Here is an 18,425-nt window from a genome sequence, read left to right as displayed (position 1 = left end):
GAAAGTTGACGGGAGATCCACTCTTCGTGAGACGACCCGGTTCCGTTCACGCCGATACGTTCCGCGACATGCGCACCGCATCCGCCGACCTGCACGCCGTCCGCACGATCACCGTCGACGGCTCGGACGTCTACCTCCGGGTCACGGCCAGTCCGGTCGATCTGGAGATCCGGTGGTCCCGCGACGGCGACCACCGGGTGGCGGGCAGCCCCGTGCTGTTCCCCGCGGGTGACCGCTCGCGCCGGTTGCTCGGCACGAACTTCCGTGCCGGCACCACGTTCTGCCTCGACGTCGTAGGGGAAGCGAGGCAGGACTGGTGCGGTGTCGTCGACTGGAACGTCTGACTTCGCCGGGTTGGACATCGAGCCGACGCGGTGACCAGGCGGCGGCTACGTGACGAACAATCGCGAAGCAGTGCTCTGGAAAACAGCGAACGGGGCGCGTCCGATGTGGACGCGCCCCGTTCCGCTCGTGTTCCGTCAGCCGGCGGCCGAAGCGTCCATGAGGACGGGCTTCTCCACGTCGGGGTTGTCGGTCTTGATGACCTTCTTGTTGCGGCGGTTGCGCTTCTCGAGGTACGTGGCGAACCACGACAGCAACAGGCAGAGTCCGATGTAGATCAGGGCGACCACGATCATCACCGGGATCATCGGACGGCCGAAGTTGACCGCGTCACCGCCGATGCGCGTACCCCACCGCAGCAACTCCTCGAAGGTGATGAGGAAGCCGAGCGCGGTGTCCTTCAGCAGCACGACGAGCTGGCTGATGATGGTCGGCAGCATCGCCCGCAACGCCTGCGGCAGCAGCACGAACGTCATCACCTGCGTCTTGCGCATGCCCAGTGCGTACGCGGCCTCGCTCTGGCCCTTCGGCAGCGAGTTGATGCCCGCGCGGAAGATCTCCGCGAGCACCGAGCCGTTGTACAGCATCAGGCTGATCACGACGGCCGTGAACGCGCTCAGCTTCACCCCGGCCACGGGAAGGCCGTAGTAGAAGAAGAACATCATGATCACGAGCGGGATCGCGCGGAAGACCTCGACGATCACCGCCGCCGGAGCGCGCACCCACCCGTGGTCGGACAGCCGCGCCGCCGCGAAGATCGCGCCGAACACCAGTGCCAGCGCCGCGCCGGCGACGAACGCGGTGAGCGTGTTGCCGATCGCCTCGACCAGCGAGAGCTGGATCTGCTTGTAGTTGATCCAGTCGAGCCTGCGGGCGGTGAACTGGTCGGTGACGATGAACCGCATCACCACGTACACCAGCGCCGCGGCCACCGCCGCGATGCCGACGACGGCCATGATCTTGTGACGGACGCGGGCCTTCGGACCCGGGACGTCGAACAGCACCATGCTCATCGGGCCACGCTCCACCGCTTCTCGAAGACCTGCTGGACGTACGTCAGCGGCATCACCAGGATGACGAACCCGAGTGCGACCCACAGGAGTCCGATGAGGACGTTGTCACCCTGATCCGCCAGTTGCTCGCGGATGTTGCCCGCCTGGACGACGGCGAAGCCGGACGCGACCGTCGTGTTCTTCAGCAGCGCGATCATCGTGCTCGTCATCGGCGGCACGACCGAGCGCAACGCCTGCGGCAGCACCACGGAGCCGAGCATCTGCGTGAACGTGAGACCCAGTGCGCGGGAGGCCTCGGCCTGCCCGACCGGCACGGTGTTGATGCCCGATCGCACGACCTCGCAGACGAACGCCGCCGTGTAGAGCGACAACGAGACCACCGCGGCGGTGTACGGCTCGATCTTCAGGATGTCCAGCAGCGGGTACGCGAACACGAAGAACACGAAGACCAGCGTCAACGGGGTGTTGCGCACGACCGTCACGTACGTCGTTCCGACACCGCGGAACACCGGCACCGGGCTGACCCTCAGCGCCGCGAGGAGCGTGCCCAGCACCAGCGACAGCACCGCGGAGACCGCGAAGAGCTGGAGCGTCTGGCCGAAAGCGCGCAGGAAGAGATCTAGGTTGTTGGTGAGGACGCTCATCGGTTTCCTTGCCGTCCGTCCGCCTTCAAAGGAACGGCCGGCGGACCCACGCGGGATCCACCGGCCACGTGAGGAACCGTCAGTACCTGTCGATCTTCGGCTTCTCGGCGGACGAGCCGGACTTGCCCAGCGTGCCGTCGTAGATCTTCTGCCACGAGCCGTCGTCCAGCGACGCCTGCAGGACGTCGTTCACCTTGTCGCGCAGGGCCTTGTCGTCCTTCGGCAGGCCGATGCCGTACGGCTCGCTGGAGAACGTCTTGCCGACGACCTTCAGCTTGCCCTCCTCGGCGGCGGCGTAGCCCTTGAGGATCGCGTCGTCCGTGGTGACCGCGTCGACCTCACCGTTGAGGAGCTTGGTGACGCACTGCGAGTAGCCCTGGAACTCGAGGACGTTGCCGTCCTCGGTCAGCTTCTCCTCCTTGATGCGCTTGGCCGGCGTGGAGCCGGTCACCGAGCACACCTTCTTGCCCTTGAGGGTTTCCTTGCCGGTGATCGAGGTGTTGTCGGCCTTGATCAGGAGGTCCTGGCCGGCGACGAAGTACGGTCCGGCGAAGGCGACCTTCTCCTTGCGGCCGGCGTTGATCGTGTAGGTGCCGACGTAGTAGTCGACGTCACCGTTGATCAGCGCCTGCTCGCGGGCGGCGGACTGGATCGTCTTGTACTGGATCTTCGTCTCGGGGTCGAAGCCGAGCTTCGCGGCGATCAGGCGCGCGATGTCGATGTCGAAGCCGCTGTACTTGTTCGTCGTCGGGTCCTTGTAGCCCAGACCCGGCTGGTCTTCCTTGACACCGACGATGAGCTCGCCGCGCGCCTTGATCTTCTCGAACGTGGGCGAGCCGTCGACCTTGACGTCCTTGGCGACCTCGAAGAGGCCGGCGGGCGCCGGCTGGTCGGTCGGGCTGCCCTCCTTGCCACACGCGGTCAGGGCCAGTGCGCCCGTCAGCAGCACCGCCGCAAGGGTGCGAACCCTCATCGTCCTTCTCCTGCCATTCGTTCGAAAGTGGGCTGACTACTAGTGAGTCAGGATCTTGCCAAGGAAGTCCTTCGCGCGGTTGGACTTCGGGGCCGAGAAGAACTCTTCGGGTGTCGAGTCCTCGACCACCTCGCCGTCGGACATGAAGATCACCCGGTCCGCGGCCTTGCGGGCGAAGCCCATCTCGTGCGTGACGACCAGCATGGTCATCCCGTCCTTGGCCAGGCCCGTCATGACGTCCAGGACCTCCTGGACCATTTCCGGGTCGAGCGCCGAGGTCGGCTCGTCGAACAGCATCACCTTGGGCTTCATCGCGAGCGCGCGGGCGATCGCCGCGCGCTGCTGCTGCCCACCGGAGAGCTGTGCGGGGAACTTGTCGGCCTGGTTCGCGATCCCGACCCGCTCCAGCAGCTCCATCGCGGTCTTGCGCGCGTCGGCGGCGGGCGTCTTGCGCACCTTCACCGGGGCGAGCATGACGTTCTCGACGATGGTCTTGTGCGCGAAGAGGTTGAAGGACTGGAACACCATGCCGACGTCGGCACGGAGGCGAGCCAGTTCTTTTCCTTCAGCGGGAAGCGGCTGCCCGTCGACCTCGATGACGCCGGAGTCGATCGGCTCGAGGCGGTTGATGGTCCGGCACAGGGTCGACTTACCGGAACCCGACGGCCCCAGCACGACCACGACCTGCCCCTTCGGCACTTCCAGCTGCACGTTCTTGAGCACGTGCAACGGGCCGAAGAACTTGTCCACACCCGCCACATGAATCATCGGCGGTGCAGAGGCGGCAGTCATCCAGTCCTCCATATGGGGTCGTCGGCGTTGGCGGAAACCTAGGTGTCCGCCACCACACCAGTCCAGGACATTGAGCAAGACTTAGGGTCTCAACTCTGTCACAGGCAGACATCGGTTGCCCGGGAGGTAGCGAAAGTGCGCGTGCTGCTCGTCGAGGACGACGACAGGGTCGCCGAGGCCTTGGTCCCAGCCCTGACCAGAAGGGGTTTCCAAGTGGACCGCCAAGCCACGGGCCGCGGCACGCTCGACCGCCTCGCCGGCGTCGACGTGGTGCTGCTCGACCTCGGCCTGCCCGACATGGACGGTGTCACGCTGTGCCGTGCCATCAGGGCCGCTTCGGACGTCGCGATCATCGTGGTGTCCGCGAGAGGGGAGATCGACGACCGGATCCTCGGCCTGCACGCCGGGGCCGACGACTACCTGGTCAAGCCTTACGACGTGGGAGAACTGGTCGCGCGCGTGCACGCCGTCCGGCGCCGCCGCGGTGCCGACCCGGTCGGTGTGGGCGCGGTGTCCACGGAGGTGTTCGAGACCGGCGACGTGCGCGTCGACCTGGGACGCCACGAGGTCACGGTCGCGGGGGAGTCGGTCGCGTTGTCGCGCAAGGAGTTCCAGGTGCTCGCGCTGGTGATGGCGGCGGGTGGCGCGGTGTGCACGCGCGAGCGGATCCTCGCCGAGGTGTGGGGCCGCACGTGGTCCGGCGCGAACCGGACGCTGGACGTGCACGTCGCCACGCTGAGGACGAAGCTCGGGCGGCCGTCGTTGCTGGAGACCGTGCGAGGCGTCGGATATCGGCTGGGGCAGGTGTGATCTCGATTGGGTGATCTTTCGTCGGCGTGTCGTGACCGGGTGGGGTGACGGGCTGTGAGGTCTCGACTGCTGGGCGTGGTGCTCGCCCTCATCGTGCTGGTGCTCGTGGGTCTCGGAGTACCGCTGGGCCGCAACGTGGCGGCCGCGGAACAGCAGGAGATGTTCCTCGACCGGCTCACCGACACGAGCCGGTTCGCGTCGCTGGCGCAACGGCCGTTGATCGACGACAGCCCGCACCTGATGCGCGCCGAACTGGAGCGCTACGACGAGCTGTACGACATCGGCGTGGCCGTGGTGGCGCGCGACGCCCCGACGGTGCCGCTGGTGGCCTCGCGCAACGACCTCGCGCTCGGTGACCCGGCCGTGCAGGACCTGGTCAGCAAGGCGCTGGCCGGGCGCCTGCCGGTCGCACCGGAGCTGTTCGCACCGTGGAGCGCCTCCAAGGTCGTGCTCGCCGAACCGGTGCTGGTCGACGGCGAGGTGCGCGGTGCGGTGATCACGTTCTCGCCGACGGCCAAGACCCGCTTCGAGGTGCTCGCCTGGTGGGCCCTGCTGCTCGCGGGAAGCCTGCTGGTGCTGGCCCTCGCGGTGCTGCTGGCGCTGCCGGTGGTGCGCTGGACGTTGCGGCCGGTCCAGGCGCTGGACGAGGCGACCGGGAAGCTGCTCGCCGCGGTCGTGTCGGGCAGGCCGGTGCCACCGGTGGGCGCGGAGTCCGGGCCTCCGGAACTGCGTCAGCTCTCCCGGTCGTTCGACCAGATGGCCGCGAACGTGAGCGATGTGCTTGCCGCGCAACGGGCCTTCGTCGCCGACGCGTCACATCAACTTCGCAACCCGCTGACGGCGCTGAAACTCCGGCTGTCCAACCTGGAGGGTCACGTCGACTCCGAGGCGGAGGTGCACCAGGTCGAGGCGCTGAGCGAGACCGACCGGCTCAACCGCATCCTCGACGAACTGCTCTCCATGGCACGCGCCGAGTCCAGTTCCGTGGACCCGGTGCCGGTCGACGTCGACAAGTCCGTGGCGGCGCGGTTGTCGGCGTGGTCGGCGGCCGCGGCGGCGAAGGAGGTGCACCTCGTGCTCGACGGGGAACGGGTCGGCATGGCCCTCGTCCCGCCGCGCGGGGTCGAGACGATCCTGGACGCGCTGCTCGACAACGCGCTGAAGTTCACCGCGGAGGGCACGCTGATCGTGGTGGACGCCCGCAAGGCCGACGGCGCCATCCGGCTCTCCGTCGCCGACCACGGGCCCGGCCTGCAGCCCGACGAGCTCGAGCGGGCCACCGACCGGTTCTGGCGCAGCCCCGCTCACCAGAACGTGCCGGGCTCCGGGCTGGGGCTCTCGATCGTGCGGCTGCTGGTCGAACGCGTCGACGGCACCGTGTCGCTGGAGTCGCCCGAGGACGGCGGCCTGAAGGTCGTGATCACGCTCCCAGCTGTCTGAGCCTGAGCCGTCTAGACCTTCGTGTCGCGGTAGTAGCGCATGGCGCCGTTGTGCAACGGCACCGGCGACGTCTCGATCGCCGAGCGCTGTTCGATCGTGCGCGCCGCCGAGTGGGCCTTCACGAGCTCGGGCTGGCCTTCGAACAGCTGCCGCACGAGCGCCTCGGCCACGTCGTCGGGCATCGCCTCGTCGACGAGCAGGAAGTTGCGCACGACGAGGGTGATGACCGGACCGGACTGCAGGTTGTAGATCGAGGCGGGCAGCGTCGCCGACCCGTACACCGGGAACTGCTGGCGGAACTTCGGCAGTTCGTCCTTCAGGTCGAGCATCCGCACGTTGAGCCCCTTGGTGAGGTCGGTGATCCTGCTCGTGGGCAGGCCGCCCGACCAGAAGAACGCGTCGATCCTGCCCTCCTGCATCGCCTGGGCCGACTCGTTGAGGCTCAGGTTCACCGCCTGGAGCGTGACGTTCTCGGCCTGCAGCAGCCGGCTCGCGATGATCTCGACGCCCGATCCGGTCGCACCGATCGACACCCGCCGTCCCGACAGCTCGCGCAGCTTCGTCACCGGCAGGTCGGCGCGGACGATGACCTGCAGGTAGTCGTCGTGCATGCGCGCCAGCGCACGCAACCGGGAGGCACCCTCGACGCCCTCGACCGCGTCCGCCTGCGAGAAGCCGACCTGGGCCTGGCCGTTGACGAGCCGGGTGACGTTGTCCTTGGACCCGTCCGTGCGGACGACCTGGGGCCGCGCGATGCCGAGCCGCCCGCTCCAGATGTCCGCCAAGCCGTTGCCCAGCGAGTAGTAGACGCCGCTCTCGCTGCCGGTGGCCATCGTGATCTTGATGTCCGACACCGTGCTGCTACAGCCCGTCAGGACCGTCGCGGCGGTCAGCAGGCTCAAGGCGGCATGCAGTCGTCCCAGCACCAGCGCATCGTGCCACGGGGCAGGCGGGCCCTTGCACCCGACGAAGGTCCTGCCTGGTCAGCGCGCGGATGGGGCGGGCTTTGTGCGGTCCGCCAAAGTTGGGCCACTGACCAGGGGTTATCGTGATGGGCGTGAGCACCGTGCAGGTTCAGAAGACCTTCCAGATACGCACGTTCGGATGTCAGATGAACGTGCACGACTCCGAGCGGCTCGCCGGTCTGCTGGAGGACGCGGGCTACGCGCGGGCCGCAGAGGCCGAGCAGGCCGACGTCGTCGTCTTCAACACCTGCGCGGTCCGCGAGAACGCCGACAACAAGCTGTACGGCACGCTCGGCCACCTCGCCCCGCAGAAGACGGCGAACCCCGGCATGCAGATCGCGGTCGGCGGCTGCCTCGCGCAGAAGGACCGCAGCGAGATCGTGCGGCGCGCCCCGTGGGTGGACGTCGTGTTCGGCACGCACAACATCGGGTCGCTGCCGGTGCTGCTCGAACGCGCCCGCCACAACGAAGAGGCGCAGGTCGAGATCCTCGAAGCGCTGGAGACGTTCCCGTCGTCGCTGCCGGCCGCGCGCGACTCCGCCTACTCGGGCTGGGTGTCGATCTCGGTGGGCTGCAACAACACCTGCACGTTCTGCATCGTGCCGTCGTTGCGCGGCAAGGAGAAGGACCGCCGTCCCGGCGACGTGCTCGCCGAGGTGCAGACGCTCGTGGACGAGGGCGTGCTGGAGGTGACGTTGCTGGGGCAGAACGTCAACTCCTACGGCGTCGAGTTCGGCGACCGGCTCGCGTTCGGCAAGCTGCTGCGCGCCTGCGGTGGGATCGACGGGCTGGAGCGCGTGCGCTTCACCTCGCCGCACCCCAAGGACTTCACCGACGACGTCATCGCCGCCATGGCCGAGACGCCGAACGTGTGCCACAGCCTGCACATGCCGCTGCAGTCCGGTTCCGACCGCCTGCTCAAGGCGATGCGCCGCTCGTACCGCACCGAGAAGTACCTGGGGATCATCGACAAGGTCCGCGCCGCCATGCCGGACGCCGCGATCACCACGGACATCATCGTCGGCTTCCCCGGCGAGACCGAAGAGGACTTCCAGGGCACGCTCGACGTGGTGCGCCAGGCCCGTTTCTCGTCGGCGTTCACGTTCCAGTACTCGAAGCGCCCCGGCACCCCGGCCGCCGATCTGCCGGACCAGTTGCCCAAGGCCGTCGTGCAGGAGCGCTTCGAACGGCTCGTGGCGCTGCAGAACGAGATGACGCACTCGCTGAACGTGGAGCAGGTCGGCCGCACGGTCGAGGTCCTCGTCGCCACCGGCGAGGGCAAGCGCGACGCCGAGACGCACCGCATGAGCGGCCGTGCGCGCGACGGCCGTCTCGTGCACTTCGCGCCGGGGACGACGGTTCCGCGTCCTGGCGACGTCGTCGAGACGGTCGTGACGTACGGGGCCCCGCACTACCTCGTCGCGGACGGCGAACCGCTGTCGTGGCGCCGCACCAAGGCCGGTGACCGTTCCGAGGCCGGCATCAAGCCCAAGACCGCGGGCATCGGCCTCGGTCTGCCGTCGTTCGGAGCGCCCGAGCCGCTGCCCGCCGTGTCGGGGTGCGCAGCCCAGTGAGTGATGAGGACTTCTTGCGCAAGGAGATCGACGCGGTCGAGCACCAGGCGGCCAAGCGGATCGACCCCGGTACCGGCGCGCTGACGATCTCGATCGCCGTGCTGGCGTTGCTGGTCTCGCTGATCCTGCCGTGGGTCGGGGAGCACACGGGGCTGGCGGTCCTGCTCGGCGAGTCGGAACTGTTCCTGCCACGGCTGTTCTCGTACCTCGCGCTGGGCGTCGGCGTGCTCGGTTCCGGCATCACGCTCGCCGTGCGGCGCTGGGGTCTCGCGTGGGTGTGCTCGCTGGGCCTGTTCGCGGGGTCGATCATCGGCGTGCTGTCCATCTGGACGCAGCAGACGACCACGAGCAACAAGACGATCGGTCCCGGCCCCGGGATCGGGTTGATCATCGCGGCGATCGCGGTCATCGTCCTGCTGGTGAAGTGGGTGAAGATCGCGGCTTCGCGGCCGCCGCAGCTGTGACGAACCCCGTCGCGCCCCCGATTCGCTGGGCGTGACGGGCGCGGCGCCGGCCAGCAGTGCCGCATTGCCCGCCAGAAACGCCCGAGGGCCCCTCTCCGCACGGGAGAGGGGCCCTCAGCGCGTCACGAACTAACGGGTCGCCAGCGCCTGCTCAGCGGCGGCGAGCCACTCGCGCCACTGGGCTGCCTGCGCCTCGGCCTGCTCGGTGCGGCGCTTGTCGCCCGCGGCACGGGCCTTCGCGGCCTGCGCCTCGAACTGCTCCACGCGCTCGCGGAACTGCGCCACCCGCGCCTCGGCCTCGGGGTCGGACCGGCGCCACTGGGCGTCGACCGCGCCGCGGACCCGCTCCTCGATGGCGCGGAGCTTGCCCTCGAGCTCGCGGATGCGCTCGCGCGGCACCTTGCCGATCGCGTCCCAGCGCTCCTGGATCTTGTAGAGGGCGTTGCGCGCGGACTCGAGGTCGCCCGACGGGTCGATGGCCTCGGCCTCGGCGAGCAGCTCCTCCTTCAGCTTCGCGTTGGCCGTGAACTCGGCGTCCCGCTCGCTGAACGCCTCGGAACGCTTCTGGAAGAACGCGTCCTGCGCGGCCCGGAACCGCTGCCACAGCGCGTCGTCGGCCTCCTTGGGCGCACGCCCGGCGGCCTTCCACTCGACCATGAGCTCCTTGTAGCGACCGGCCGTGGTGCCCCAGTCGTCGGAGTCGACGAGCTTCTCGGCCTCCTCGACCAGCGACTGCTTGGAGGTCTTCGCCACCGAACGCTGGCGGTCGAGGTCCGCGAAGTGCGAGCCGCGACGGCGGTTGAACGCGTCGCGCGCCTTCGAGAACCGGCGCCACAGCTGCTCGTCGGTCTTGCGGTCGACGCCGCGGATGGTTTTCCACTCGTCGAGGATCTGGCGCAGCCGGTCGCCCGCGACCTTCCACTGCGTCGACTCGGTCGCGATCGACTCGGCCTCGTCGACCAGCGCCTGCTTGCGCGCCACGGACTGGGCTCGGGCGGCCTCCTTGGCCTCCTTCGCCTTCTCCATGCCGGCCTCGGCCTGCACCAGCACGTGCTCGACGCGGGCGGCCAGCGCCTTGAGGTCACCGACGACGGCGGCCTCGGCGAGCTGCTCCTTGACGTGCTTCGCGCTGGTCATGGCGTGCTTGGGGTCGCCGGCGCCGGACTTGAGCCGCGACACGAGCAGCTCGACCTCGGTGCGCAGGTCGTCGAAGCGCCGCGCGAAGTGCGCGAGGCCCTCGACCGGCTCACCGGCCTGCCACGACCCGACAGCACGTTCGCCGTCCTCGGTCTTCACGTACACGGTGCCGTCGGCGTCCACGCGCCCCCAGCGGTCAGGGTGGTCCGACGCCACGGGGACGGCCGGAGGCGTCGCCTGCGCGGTCTCCTTCGGCGTTTCCTCGACCACACCCTCGGCTGCGACCTCCACGGGGGTGGCCACGGCCACGGCCTCCGGTGTGCTGTCCTGCTCCGACATCGCCGGTTCCTCCCATCTGACGCCCGTGCCTGCCACGGGCGCCCCGCCGTTGGCGGGGCCGATGCAATACGGGCGCTGGAGGGTCTCCCGTCCCCAGTTCCCCGCGCGCATTCAAACAGGTCAGAGCTCGACTCGGTACTGGGAGTCCACGATAGGTAGCCTCGTTCGTTGTGATCACGCGCGCTGTGGTGGTGCCGCACCCACCCCTCCTGGTGCCGGAACTGGTCGTGGGAGCCGCCGCCGAAACCGAGCCCGTGCGCGCCGCAACCCTTGCCGCAGCAGGAAAACTGCCCGGTCCGTGGGTCGCGGTGGCGGTGGGTGACGACGGTCGTGCTACGTACGTGCCCCCGTTGTCGGGAACATTTCTCGGTTATGGGGTCGATCTGCCCGTGTCACTCGGCGGTGACCTGCCGCCGGACGCCCGCATTCCGTTGCCGGTGCTGATCACCGCGTGGCTGCGCGAACGCTGCGCAGTCGAGGTGTCACGCGTTGAACTCGTTCCCCGTGACCTGCCCGCCTCCGAATGTGTCTCGTTTGGACGGCAACTGGCGGAGGAGGACTGCGGGTTGCTGGTCCTCGGTGACGGCTCCACCCGCCACGGCCCCCGCTCGCCCGGTTCCGAAGACGAGCGTTCGGGACCTTTCGACTCTTTGGTCCACACTTTGCTGTCCACCGCCGACGTGGACGGCCTGCTCGGCCTCGACCTCGAACTCGCCCGCGAGCTGGGCGCGCAGGGCCGTGCGGCGTGGCAGGTCCTCGCCGGCGTGCCCGGACCGTGGCGCTGCTCCGGAGCCGAGTTCTTCGCACCGTTCGGCGTGGGCTACCACGTCGCTGCCTGGGAGCGCCCTTGATCACGCCCATCGCCGTCGTCGGACCCACCGCGACCGGCAAGTCCGACCTGGCCGTCGCGCTCGCGGAGCGGTTCGGGGGAGAGGTCGTCAACGCCGACGCCATGCAGCTCTACCGCGGCATGGACATCGGCACGGCGAAGATGCCCGTCTCCGAGCGCCGGGGCGTGCCGCACCACCTGTTCGACGTCCTGTCCGTCACCGAGACGGCGTCCGTGGCCGCCTACCAGCGCGAGACGCGGGCCGTCGTCGAGGACCTGCTCGCGTCCGGGCGCCCGCCGGTCCTCGTCGGTGGTTCGGGGCTTTACGTGCAGGCGGTGCTCGACGACCTGAAGTTCCCCGGCACCGACGACGTCGTGCGCCTGCGTTTCGAAGCCGAACTGGCGTCCGCGGGCCCCGAGGCGTTGCACCGGCGCCTGCAGGAGCTCGACCCCGCCGCCGCGATCGCGATCCTGCCGTCCAACGGCCGCCGCATCGTGCGCGCGCTGGAGGTCATCGAACTGACGGGCCAACCGTTCTCGGCGAACCTCCCCAAGCCCGGCCCCGCGCGTTACGGCACCGTCCAGATCGGCGTCGACCGCGAGGTGTCCGAACTGGACGCGCGGGTCGACCTGCGCGTCGACCAGATGTTCGCCGATGGACTGGAGGCCGAGGTGCGCGCCCTGGTCCGGATCGGCCTGCGCGACGGCAAGACCGCGTCGCGCGCCCTGGGCTACCAGCAGGTGCTGTCCGCAATGGACGGTGCCTGCACGATCGACTTCGCCGCGGAGGAGACCAAACGCGCCACCCGCCGGTTCGTGCGTCGGCAGCGGTCGTGGTTCCGGCGTGACCAGCGCATCACCTGGCTCGACGGTGCTCGCCCTGATCTTTTGGACGCCGCCGGTAATCTTGTCCCGTGGAGTTCGTGAAGGGGCACGGCACGGAGAACGACTTCGTCGTCCTGCCCGACCTCGATGACCAGCTGGACCTGACCGTCGCCCGCGTGCAGGCGCTGTGCGACCGGCAGCGCGGCCTGGGAGCGGACGGCGTGCTGCGCGTCGTGCGCGCCGGCGTCGAGTCCGGGGCCGAGTGGTTCATGGACTACCGCAACGCCGACGGCTCCATCGCCGAGATGTGCGGCAACGGCCTGCGCGTCTTCGCCCGCTACCTGGTCGACGCGGGCCACCAGCCGCAGGGCTCGTTCGTCGTGGCCACTCGCGCGGGCAACAAGACAGTCACCACGCACCCGGACGGCTCCGTCACGAACGACATGGGCCCCGCACGCGTCACCGGCACGTCCATCGCCGCGGTCGACGGCGCCGGCATCGGCGGCTTCGCGGTCGACGTCGGCAACCCGCACCTGGCGTGCGTCACCGACGTCCCGGTCGGGAGCTTCGACCTGACCGTGCCGCCTGGGTTCGACCCGGCGATGTTCCCGCACGGCGTGAACGTCGAGCTCATCAACGTGATCGATCCGGAGTCGGCTCGCGGCGGCGCGCTGCGCATGCGCGTCTACGAACGCGGCGTCGGCGAGACCCGCTCGTGCGGCACCGGCACCGTCGCGTCCGTCGCCTCCTGGCTCGCGGGCCAGGGCAGGACCACCGGCTCGGCGACCGTCGACGTCCTCGGCGGCCAGGTCTTCGTGACCATCGAGCCGACGACGTCGACCCTCACCGGACCTGCCGTGCTCGTCGCCCGCGGCGAGCTCGACAAGTCCTGGTGGGACGCCCTCGCGTGAACTGACGTATCAGTTCAGCTTGTAGATCTCGATCTTCCCGAGCCTGTCCGGCTTGACCACGCTCGGGTTCGAGTCCGGTGCCGTCAGGCACACGAGGTGGTCGTCGACGACCGCGACGGCGAACACCGTCTGCGTCGTCTCGACGCGATGCGTGATCTTGCCGCCCTCGGTCACGCGGAACGCCGCCGGCTGCAACGCCGGCGCCACCCACACGCCGTCCCCGTCGCCCGCGATCCCGTCCGGCGCGATCCCGAACTCCTTCACGTCGGCCCACAACCTGCGGTTTTGCAACGATCCGTTGCGGTCGACCGAAAACGAAGTGAGTTTGAACGCAACGGTCTCGGCGACGACCAGAATGTTGCCGCTCTCGGATTCGCCCGTCGGGTCGGGCAGCAGTGCCATGCCGTTCGGGAACTTCAGGTCCTCGGCGACGACGCTGACGGAGCCGTCGGGCCCGACGAGCGCGAGCGCGGCGCCCGGCGGGTCGAAGTCCGGTTCGAGCAGCCGCGGGATGCCGACGTCGTCGATCAGGCCGTGCAGGTCGAAGCCGAAGTTGCCGACGTACGCGCGGCCCTCGCCGTCGACGAGCATGTCGTTGGCGTGGAAGGTCGCGATGTCCGATATGTCGGCGTGCAGGACGAGGTCACCGCCTTCGAGGCGGCGGACCGTCCGGTCGAGCATCGACACGACGAGCAGGCGTCCGTCGGGCAGCCAGCCGAGGCCCGAGGGCTGGCCGTCGAAGGCGACGACGAGCTCGTCCTCGCCCGTCGTCAGGTCGAGCGCGTGCACTTCGCCCGCGTAGAAGTCGGAGTAGAAGAGGCGGCCGTCGGGGCCGCGTCGCGGTCCCTCGCCGAAGTGGAGACCGTCCCGCAGCACCGTGGTGCCTGCTCTTTGTGCCTCAGCCATGGGCCTCGACGCTAGACGTGGTCGGCAGGTCCCGCATAGACCGCAACGGCGAGAACAGCACCCACGCCATCCCAGCCACCGAGCCGACGAGCGAGACCCACAGCGTCGGCACGATCCCGATCCACGTGCCGAGCCCGCCGCCCAGCAGCGCGCCCAGCGGCGTCGCGCCCCACACCACCCAGCGGATCGAGGCGTTCATCCGGCCCAGCAGGTGGTCGGGGCAGATCGCCTGCCGGTAGCTCACCTGGCCGACGTTGTAGACGACGACGCCGAACGCGCTGATCGCGAGCCCCGCCATGGCGAACACGACGCCCCAGCCCGGCTTGGTGAACGGCATCAGCAACACGAACGGCCAGGTCAGCAACGGTACGAGCCAGATCAGCCTGGCCTGGCCGATCAGCAGGCCGAGCCGGTGCGCGACCATCGCGCCGAGCACGCCGCCGATCCCGCTCGCGCTGAAGACCAGGCCCGCCGTGCCCTCGTTCAGCCCGGCGACCCGCAGCAGGAACAGCACGCTGACGGCGTTCTGGATGCCGTGGAAGAAGTTCGACGTGCCGGTGCAGGCCACGATCTTGCGCAGGGTGGGGTTGCCGAAGACGAACCGCAGCCCCTCCATGACCTCGCGGCGCAGGTGCGGGTCGGGGTGCCGCTCCGGCACCGGCTCCACGTTCCTGATCCGGAACAGGAAGAACGCCGAGCTCAGGTAGCCGAGGCCGGTCGCGAGCACGCCGTTGGCCGCGCCGAGGAACTGCGCCACGTAGCCGCCGATCGCCGGCCCCGACACCTCGGCCACGGACATGCTGGCCTGCAGTTTCGAGTTGCCTTCGACGAGCTGGTCGCGTCCCACCAGTGACGGCAGGTACGACTGGTAGGCGACGTCGAAGAAGACCGTGCACACGCCGATCGCGAGACTCACGACGATCAGCTGCGGCAGGTCGAGGACCCCCAACCACCACGCGAGCGGCACGCTCAGCATCAGCGCGGCGCGGACGACGTCCATCGCGATCATCAGCGGCTTGCGGCGCATCCGGTCGACCCAGACGCCCGCGGGCAGTCCGATCAGCAGGAACGCGACGGTGCTCGCCGCGGCGAGCATGCCCATCTCGAACGGTGTCGCGTTCAGCACGCCGGCCGCGAGCAGCGGTATGACCGTGATGCCGACACTCGCGCCGAACTGGCTGATGGTGTCGCCGATCCACAGCCGGCGGAAGTCGTGATGCCCCCAAAGCGCCATGCGGGGGAGTCTGCGCTGAGTGATTGGAAACTGTCAATCGCTTAGGCTGGGCGCGTGCCACTCTCCCGGAAGAGACGTCCAGCGACGAGCGAGGAAGCCGCCGCTCTGAGCTCTGACCTGCGGCTGAGGATGATCCGCATGACGTTCGACCGCCCGCTCACCAACAAGGAGCTGGCGCAGCGGCTGGGCAAGGACCCCGCCACGACGCTGCACCACGTGCGCAAGCTCGTCGCCGCGGGATTCCTGGAGGCGATGCCGTCCCGCGCGGGCAACCGGGGAGCCAAGGAGATCCCCTATCGGTCGACAGGGCTTTCCTGGCAGCTCGACAACAGCGAAAATGCGGTCGCCGTCGGCGAGGCGATGCTGCACGCTTTCCTCGGCGAGGTTGCCGACATCGGGCTCAGTGACGTGGATCAGAGCCGTCTGGTCGTCACCGTCGACCCCGAGGAACTAAAGCAGCGGCTCGCGTCGTTGATGGATGAGCTGGCCGCGCAACCGGTCAATCCGGATGTTCCCCGTGTGGCGATCTACCTCGCGGTGTATCCGGGGGACTAACTGTCCGTGGGACGATGAAGGGCAAATGACGGAAAACATCCAGAGCACAGAGTTCGACCCGGAGTTCGACGCCACCTGGGAAGAGGAGGACTTCTCCACAGGTGACTACGAACGCGTCGAGCGCGCCGCGCTGCGCCGCGTCGCGGGCCTGTCCACCGAGCTCGAGGACATCACCGAGGTCGAGTACCGGCAGCTCCGCCTGGAGCGGGTCGTGCTCGTCGGGGTGTGGACCGAGGGCACCGCCGCGGACTCCGACGCGTCGATGGCCGAGCTGGCCCGCCTCGCCGAGACCGCGGGATCCGAGGTCCTCGAAGGCGTCGTACAGCGGCGCGACAAGCCCGACGCGGCGACGTACATCGGCTCCGGCAAGGTCGCCGAGCTGCGTGACGTGGTGCAGGCGACCGGCGCGGACACGGTGATCTGCGACGGCGAGCTCTCTCCCGGCCAGCTGCGTCAGCTGGAGGAGAAGCTGAAGGTCAAGGTCATCGACCGCACCGCGCTCATCCTGGACATCTTCGCGCAGCACGCGCGGTCCAAGGAGGGCAAGGCGCAGGTCGAGCTGGCCCAGCTGCAGTACCTGATGCCGCGCCTGCGCGGCTGGGGTGAGACGTTGTCGCGGCAGGCCGGTGGTCGTGCCGGTGGCGGCAACGGTGGTGTGGGTCTGCGCGGTCCCGGTGAGACCAAGATCGAGACCGACCGTCGCCGGATCCGCGCGCGCATCTCCAAGCTGCGCCGCGAGATCGCCGCGATCGGCGTCATCCGCGAGACCAAGCGCGGCCGCCGCACGGCGAACGAGATCCCGAGCATCGCGATCGCGGGCTACACGAACGCGGGCAAGTCGTCGCTGCTCAACGCGCTGACGGGCGCCGGTGTCCTGGTGGAGGACGCGCTGTTCGCCACCCTCGACCCGACGACGCGCCGCGCGCTGACGCCCGATGGCCTGCCGTACACGCTGACGGACACGGTCGGCTTCGTCCGGCACCTGCCGCACCAGCTGGTCGAGGCGTTCCGCTCGACGCTGGAGGAGGTCGGCCAGTCCGATCTGCTCGTGCACGTGGTCGACGGTTCCGACGGCATGCCGGAGAAGCAGGTCAAGGCCGTGCGCGAGGTTCTCTCCGAGATCAACGACAAGACCGACACGCCGATGCCGCGCGAGCTGCTCGTCGTGAACAAGATCGACGCCGTGGGCGACCTGGGCATGGCCCGGTTGCGGCACCTGTTCCCGGACGCGTCGTTCGTGTCGGCGCACTCGGGCCTCGGCATCGAGGAGCTGAAGGTCCGCATCGCCGAGCTGATGCCACACCCCGAGGTCGTGGTCGAGGCTCTCGTGCCGTACGCGCGTGGCGAGGTCGTCGCCCGCGTGCACCGCGACGGCGAGGTGCTGTCCGAGAAGCACACGGAGTCGGGCACGCTGCTCAACGCCCGCGTGCGCCCGGACCTGGCCGACGTGCTCGAGGAGTTCGCGACGAACGGGACGCCTGCTTGATCCTCCCGCCTCCACCGGTGGACGTGTGCCCGGTAGCCATGCAGGAGCTCTCCGGGCTCACGTCCGACGGAAAGCAGTTCTTCGCCGTCAGCGACAGCGACAACGGCACGCTGCGCATCCAGGTCATGGGCCGTGACTGCGTGGTGACGCGCACGATCACGGCGCCCGTCGACCCGTACGACGTCGAAGACCTGGCGATGACGCCGGACGGCACCCTCTGGGCGTCCGACACCGGCGACAACGGCAAGTCCCGCTCCACGGTCGCCCTGCACAAGGTCTCGCCTTCGGGCGCCGTGGAGCGGTTCCGCGTCACCTACCCGGACGGCAAGCACGACGCCGAGGCGTTGTTCATCGACAAGTCCGGGACGCCGTACATCATCACCAAAGAACCTCTCGGTTCCGCACTGGTCTATCGCCCGACGGCCCCGCTCCGAACTGATGCACCGGTGCCGTTGGAGCAGGTCACACGCGTGTCGCTGTCGTCGACGGACACACCGGGCGGCCCGCTGGAAGGCACCCTCGACTCGCGCCTGGTGACCGGAGCCGCCTCGACCGCCGACGGCTCCGTCATCGCCCTGCGCACCTACACCGACGCCTACCTGTTCCCGGTCCCCGACGGCGACGTCGTGAAGGCCCTGGCCGGCGACCCGGTCCGCGTCCCGCTGCCGAACGAACCCCAGGGCGAGGCCATCGCCTTCGACCCGGACGGCACCCTGCTCTCCGCCTCCGAGGGAACCGGCACCCCGATCCGCGCCGTCGCGGGCGCCGCGGCCCTGGCCCAGCCACCCCCGCCGGCGACCACGACACAGCCGCCCGCCGCCGACCAGTCCGAAGCGGCCCCGCCAGCGTCGTCGTCCTGGCAGAACTGGCCCCTGGCACTGACCCTGGGCGGCCTCGTGCTGATCGCCGCCCTGGTCATCGGCCTGCGCTTCCGCCGCCGCGCCTAGGGAGCCTCCGGAGGATCGGCGAGGAACGCGGCCATCCGAGGCAGGTCAGCCGCGTGGACGCGACCGGTCAGGCGTCCGACGATCGAACCGCCGGTGTTCCGCTTGACGACGTCGACCTCCCCCCGGCCGTCGTCGCCCAGTTCGCGGTGCACGGTGAACTCGGCATCACCGGTGCGTTGCTGAGCCTTGCCGTCGTTCAGGACCAGGGCCTGTTCGAGCACCGCGACGAGCCGGTCCAG

20 protein-coding genes are annotated in these 18,425 nt (G+C 69.3%); 11 read left to right on the top strand and 9 right to left on the bottom strand.

Annotated elements, in window-relative coordinates:
* Window positions 1–68 precede the first annotated feature (68 nt).
* Window positions 69–344, top strand: coding sequence for a hypothetical protein (locus DFR72_RS42715; RefSeq protein ID WP_090073257.1), 276 nt, complete (start codon window positions 69–71; stop codon window positions 342–344).
* 135 nt (window positions 345–479) lie between these two features.
* Here DFR72_RS42715 and DFR72_RS42710 read toward each other — a convergent pair whose 3' ends face one another.
* From DFR72_RS42710 to DFR72_RS42695, 4 genes are all read right to left on the bottom strand, one after another.
* Window positions 480–1,355 carry an amino acid ABC transporter permease gene (locus DFR72_RS42710; RefSeq protein WP_090073478.1) on the bottom strand — a complete coding sequence of 292 codons (876 nt, stop codon included), beginning with the start codon at window positions 1,353–1,355 and terminating at the stop codon, window positions 480–482.
* Complete coding sequence (locus tag DFR72_RS42705; RefSeq protein WP_090073259.1) at window positions 1,352–1,999, bottom strand: amino acid ABC transporter permease; 648 nt, start codon at window positions 1,997–1,999, stop codon at window positions 1,352–1,354. The genes DFR72_RS42710 and DFR72_RS42705 overlap by 4 nt, the downstream gene beginning before the upstream one ends.
* A 79-nt stretch (window positions 2,000–2,078) precedes the next feature.
* A complete protein-coding gene (locus tag DFR72_RS42700; protein ID WP_090073261.1) occupies window positions 2,079–2,972 on the bottom strand; it encodes a glutamate ABC transporter substrate-binding protein in 894 nt (297 codons plus the stop codon).
* A gap of 39 nt (window positions 2,973–3,011) precedes the next feature.
* Entirely contained in the window at window positions 3,012–3,740 is a 729-nt protein-coding gene (locus tag DFR72_RS42695; protein WP_177224660.1) for an amino acid ABC transporter ATP-binding protein, read from the bottom strand.
* 159 nt (window positions 3,741–3,899) lie between these two features.
* On the opposite strand from DFR72_RS42695, the gene DFR72_RS42690 reads away from it, so the two are divergent.
* Both DFR72_RS42690 and DFR72_RS42685 read left to right on the top strand, forming a co-directional pair.
* The gene (locus DFR72_RS42690; protein ID WP_090073263.1) at window positions 3,900–4,574 is read left to right on the top strand and encodes a response regulator transcription factor; all 675 of its coding nucleotides are present in this window, start codon (window positions 3,900–3,902) and stop codon (window positions 4,572–4,574) included.
* A gap of 54 nt (window positions 4,575–4,628) precedes the next feature.
* Complete coding sequence (locus DFR72_RS42685) at window positions 4,629–6,014, top strand: sensor histidine kinase (protein WP_090073265.1); 1,386 nt, start codon at window positions 4,629–4,631, stop codon at window positions 6,012–6,014.
* An 11-nt stretch (window positions 6,015–6,025) separates the two neighbouring features.
* Here the strand turns inward: DFR72_RS42685 and DFR72_RS42680 are convergent, their stop codons facing one another.
* On the bottom strand, window positions 6,026–6,940 hold the full coding sequence (locus tag DFR72_RS42680) for a TAXI family TRAP transporter solute-binding subunit (RefSeq protein WP_245983936.1): 915 nt from the start codon (window positions 6,938–6,940) through the stop codon (window positions 6,026–6,028).
* 131 nt (window positions 6,941–7,071) lie between these two features.
* On the opposite strand from DFR72_RS42680, the gene miaB reads away from it, so the two are divergent.
* The gene (gene miaB, locus DFR72_RS42675; RefSeq protein WP_256240694.1) at window positions 7,072–8,553 is read left to right on the top strand and encodes a tRNA (N6-isopentenyl adenosine(37)-C2)-methylthiotransferase MiaB; all 1,482 of its coding nucleotides are present in this window, start codon (window positions 7,072–7,074) and stop codon (window positions 8,551–8,553) included.
* Window positions 8,550–9,017, top strand: coding sequence for an Rv2732c family membrane protein (locus DFR72_RS42670; protein WP_090073269.1), 468 nt, complete (start codon window positions 8,550–8,552; stop codon window positions 9,015–9,017). The genes miaB and DFR72_RS42670 overlap by 4 nt, the downstream gene beginning before the upstream one ends.
* A gap of 129 nt (window positions 9,018–9,146) precedes the next feature.
* Here DFR72_RS42670 and DFR72_RS42665 read toward each other — a convergent pair whose 3' ends face one another.
* Window positions 9,147–10,493 carry a DUF349 domain-containing protein gene (locus DFR72_RS42665; protein WP_090073271.1) on the bottom strand — a complete coding sequence of 449 codons (1,347 nt, stop codon included), beginning with the start codon at window positions 10,491–10,493 and terminating at the stop codon, window positions 9,147–9,149.
* A 170-nt stretch (window positions 10,494–10,663) separates the two neighbouring features.
* Here DFR72_RS42665 and DFR72_RS42660 point away from each other — a divergent pair, with 170 nt between their 5' ends.
* Genes DFR72_RS42660 through dapF form a run of 3 tightly spaced genes read left to right on the top strand, consistent with a single transcriptional unit; the run spans window position 10,664 to window position 13,058 of the window.
* The gene (locus tag DFR72_RS42660; protein WP_090073273.1) at window positions 10,664–11,344 is read left to right on the top strand and encodes a class III extradiol ring-cleavage dioxygenase family protein; all 681 of its coding nucleotides are present in this window, start codon (window positions 10,664–10,666) and stop codon (window positions 11,342–11,344) included.
* Window positions 11,341–12,249 carry a tRNA (adenosine(37)-N6)-dimethylallyltransferase MiaA gene (gene miaA, locus DFR72_RS42655; protein WP_177224656.1) on the top strand — a complete coding sequence of 303 codons (909 nt, stop codon included), beginning with the start codon at window positions 11,341–11,343 and terminating at the stop codon, window positions 12,247–12,249. Before DFR72_RS42660 ends, miaA begins: the two co-directional genes overlap by 4 nt.
* Window positions 12,237–13,058 carry a diaminopimelate epimerase gene (gene dapF / locus DFR72_RS42650; RefSeq protein WP_090073275.1) on the top strand — a complete coding sequence of 274 codons (822 nt, stop codon included), beginning with the start codon at window positions 12,237–12,239 and terminating at the stop codon, window positions 13,056–13,058. The genes miaA and dapF overlap by 13 nt, the downstream gene beginning before the upstream one ends.
* Window positions 13,059–13,067: 9 nt before the next feature.
* On the opposite strand, the gene DFR72_RS42645 is transcribed toward dapF, so the two are convergent.
* Together DFR72_RS42645 and DFR72_RS42640 are read right to left on the bottom strand one after the other, a co-directional pair.
* The gene (locus DFR72_RS42645; RefSeq protein ID WP_090073277.1) at window positions 13,068–13,964 is read right to left on the bottom strand and encodes an SMP-30/gluconolactonase/LRE family protein; all 897 of its coding nucleotides are present in this window, start codon (window positions 13,962–13,964) and stop codon (window positions 13,068–13,070) included.
* Entirely contained in the window at window positions 13,957–15,198 is a 1,242-nt protein-coding gene (locus DFR72_RS42640) for an MFS transporter (RefSeq protein WP_090073279.1), read from the bottom strand. The genes DFR72_RS42645 and DFR72_RS42640 overlap by 8 nt, the downstream gene beginning before the upstream one ends.
* A gap of 54 nt (window positions 15,199–15,252) precedes the next feature.
* Between DFR72_RS42640 and DFR72_RS42635 the strand changes: the two genes are divergently transcribed.
* Genes DFR72_RS42635 through DFR72_RS42625 form a run of 3 tightly spaced genes read left to right on the top strand, consistent with a single transcriptional unit; the run spans window position 15,253 to window position 18,186 of the window.
* On the top strand, window positions 15,253–15,753 hold the full coding sequence (locus tag DFR72_RS42635) for an ArsR/SmtB family transcription factor (RefSeq protein ID WP_256240699.1): 501 nt from the start codon (window positions 15,253–15,255) through the stop codon (window positions 15,751–15,753).
* A 25-nt stretch (window positions 15,754–15,778) separates the two neighbouring features.
* The gene (hflX, locus tag DFR72_RS42630; protein WP_090073283.1) at window positions 15,779–17,239 is read left to right on the top strand and encodes a GTPase HflX; all 1,461 of its coding nucleotides are present in this window, start codon (window positions 15,779–15,781) and stop codon (window positions 17,237–17,239) included.
* A complete protein-coding gene (locus DFR72_RS42625; protein ID WP_143087002.1) occupies window positions 17,236–18,186 on the top strand; it encodes an SdiA-regulated/phytase-like domain-containing protein in 951 nt (316 codons plus the stop codon). The genes hflX and DFR72_RS42625 overlap by 4 nt, the downstream gene beginning before the upstream one ends.
* On the opposite strand, the gene DFR72_RS42620 is transcribed toward DFR72_RS42625, so the two are convergent.
* Window positions 18,183–18,407, bottom strand: coding sequence for a hypothetical protein (locus DFR72_RS42620; protein ID WP_090073287.1), 225 nt, complete (start codon window positions 18,405–18,407; stop codon window positions 18,183–18,185). The genes DFR72_RS42625 and DFR72_RS42620 overlap by 4 nt on opposite strands.
* Between the last annotated feature and the right edge of the window lie 18 nt (window positions 18,408–18,425).

It is taken from the genome of Lentzea flaviverrucosa (assembly GCF_003350445.1).
GTDB classification, from domain to species: domain Bacteria; phylum Actinomycetota; class Actinomycetes; order Mycobacteriales; family Pseudonocardiaceae; genus Lentzea; species Lentzea californiensis.
The sequence above is the reverse complement of the archived record's forward strand: the minus strand, read 5'-3'. Positions and strand labels throughout refer to the sequence as shown.

Coding starts and splice junctions, on each gene's coding strand:
- DFR72_RS42705 (WP_090073259.1), bottom strand. CDS start 1,999: ATGAGCGTCCTCACCAACAACCTAGATCTCTTCCTGCGCGCTTTCGGC.
- DFR72_RS42695 (WP_177224660.1), bottom strand. CDS start 3,740: ATGATTCATGTGGCGGGTGTGGACAAGTTCTTCGGCCCGTTGCACGTG.
- DFR72_RS42710 (WP_090073478.1), bottom strand. CDS start 1,355: ATGAGCATGGTGCTGTTCGACGTCCCGGGTCCGAAGGCCCGCGTCCGT.
- DFR72_RS42700 (WP_090073261.1), bottom strand. CDS start 2,972: ATGAGGGTTCGCACCCTTGCGGCGGTGCTGCTGACGGGCGCACTGGCC.
- DFR72_RS42645 (WP_090073277.1), bottom strand. CDS start 13,964: ATGGCTGAGGCACAAAGAGCAGGCACCACGGTGCTGCGGGACGGTCTC.
- DFR72_RS42640 (WP_090073279.1), bottom strand. CDS start 15,198: ATGGCGCTTTGGGGGCATCACGACTTCCGCCGGCTGTGGATCGGCGAC.
- DFR72_RS42665 (WP_090073271.1), bottom strand. CDS start 10,493: ATGTCGGAGCAGGACAGCACACCGGAGGCCGTGGCCGTGGCCACCCCC.
- hflX (WP_090073283.1), top strand. CDS start 15,779: ATGACGGAAAACATCCAGAGCACAGAGTTCGACCCGGAGTTCGACGCC.
- DFR72_RS42715 (WP_090073257.1), top strand. CDS start 69: ATGCGCACCGCATCCGCCGACCTGCACGCCGTCCGCACGATCACCGTC.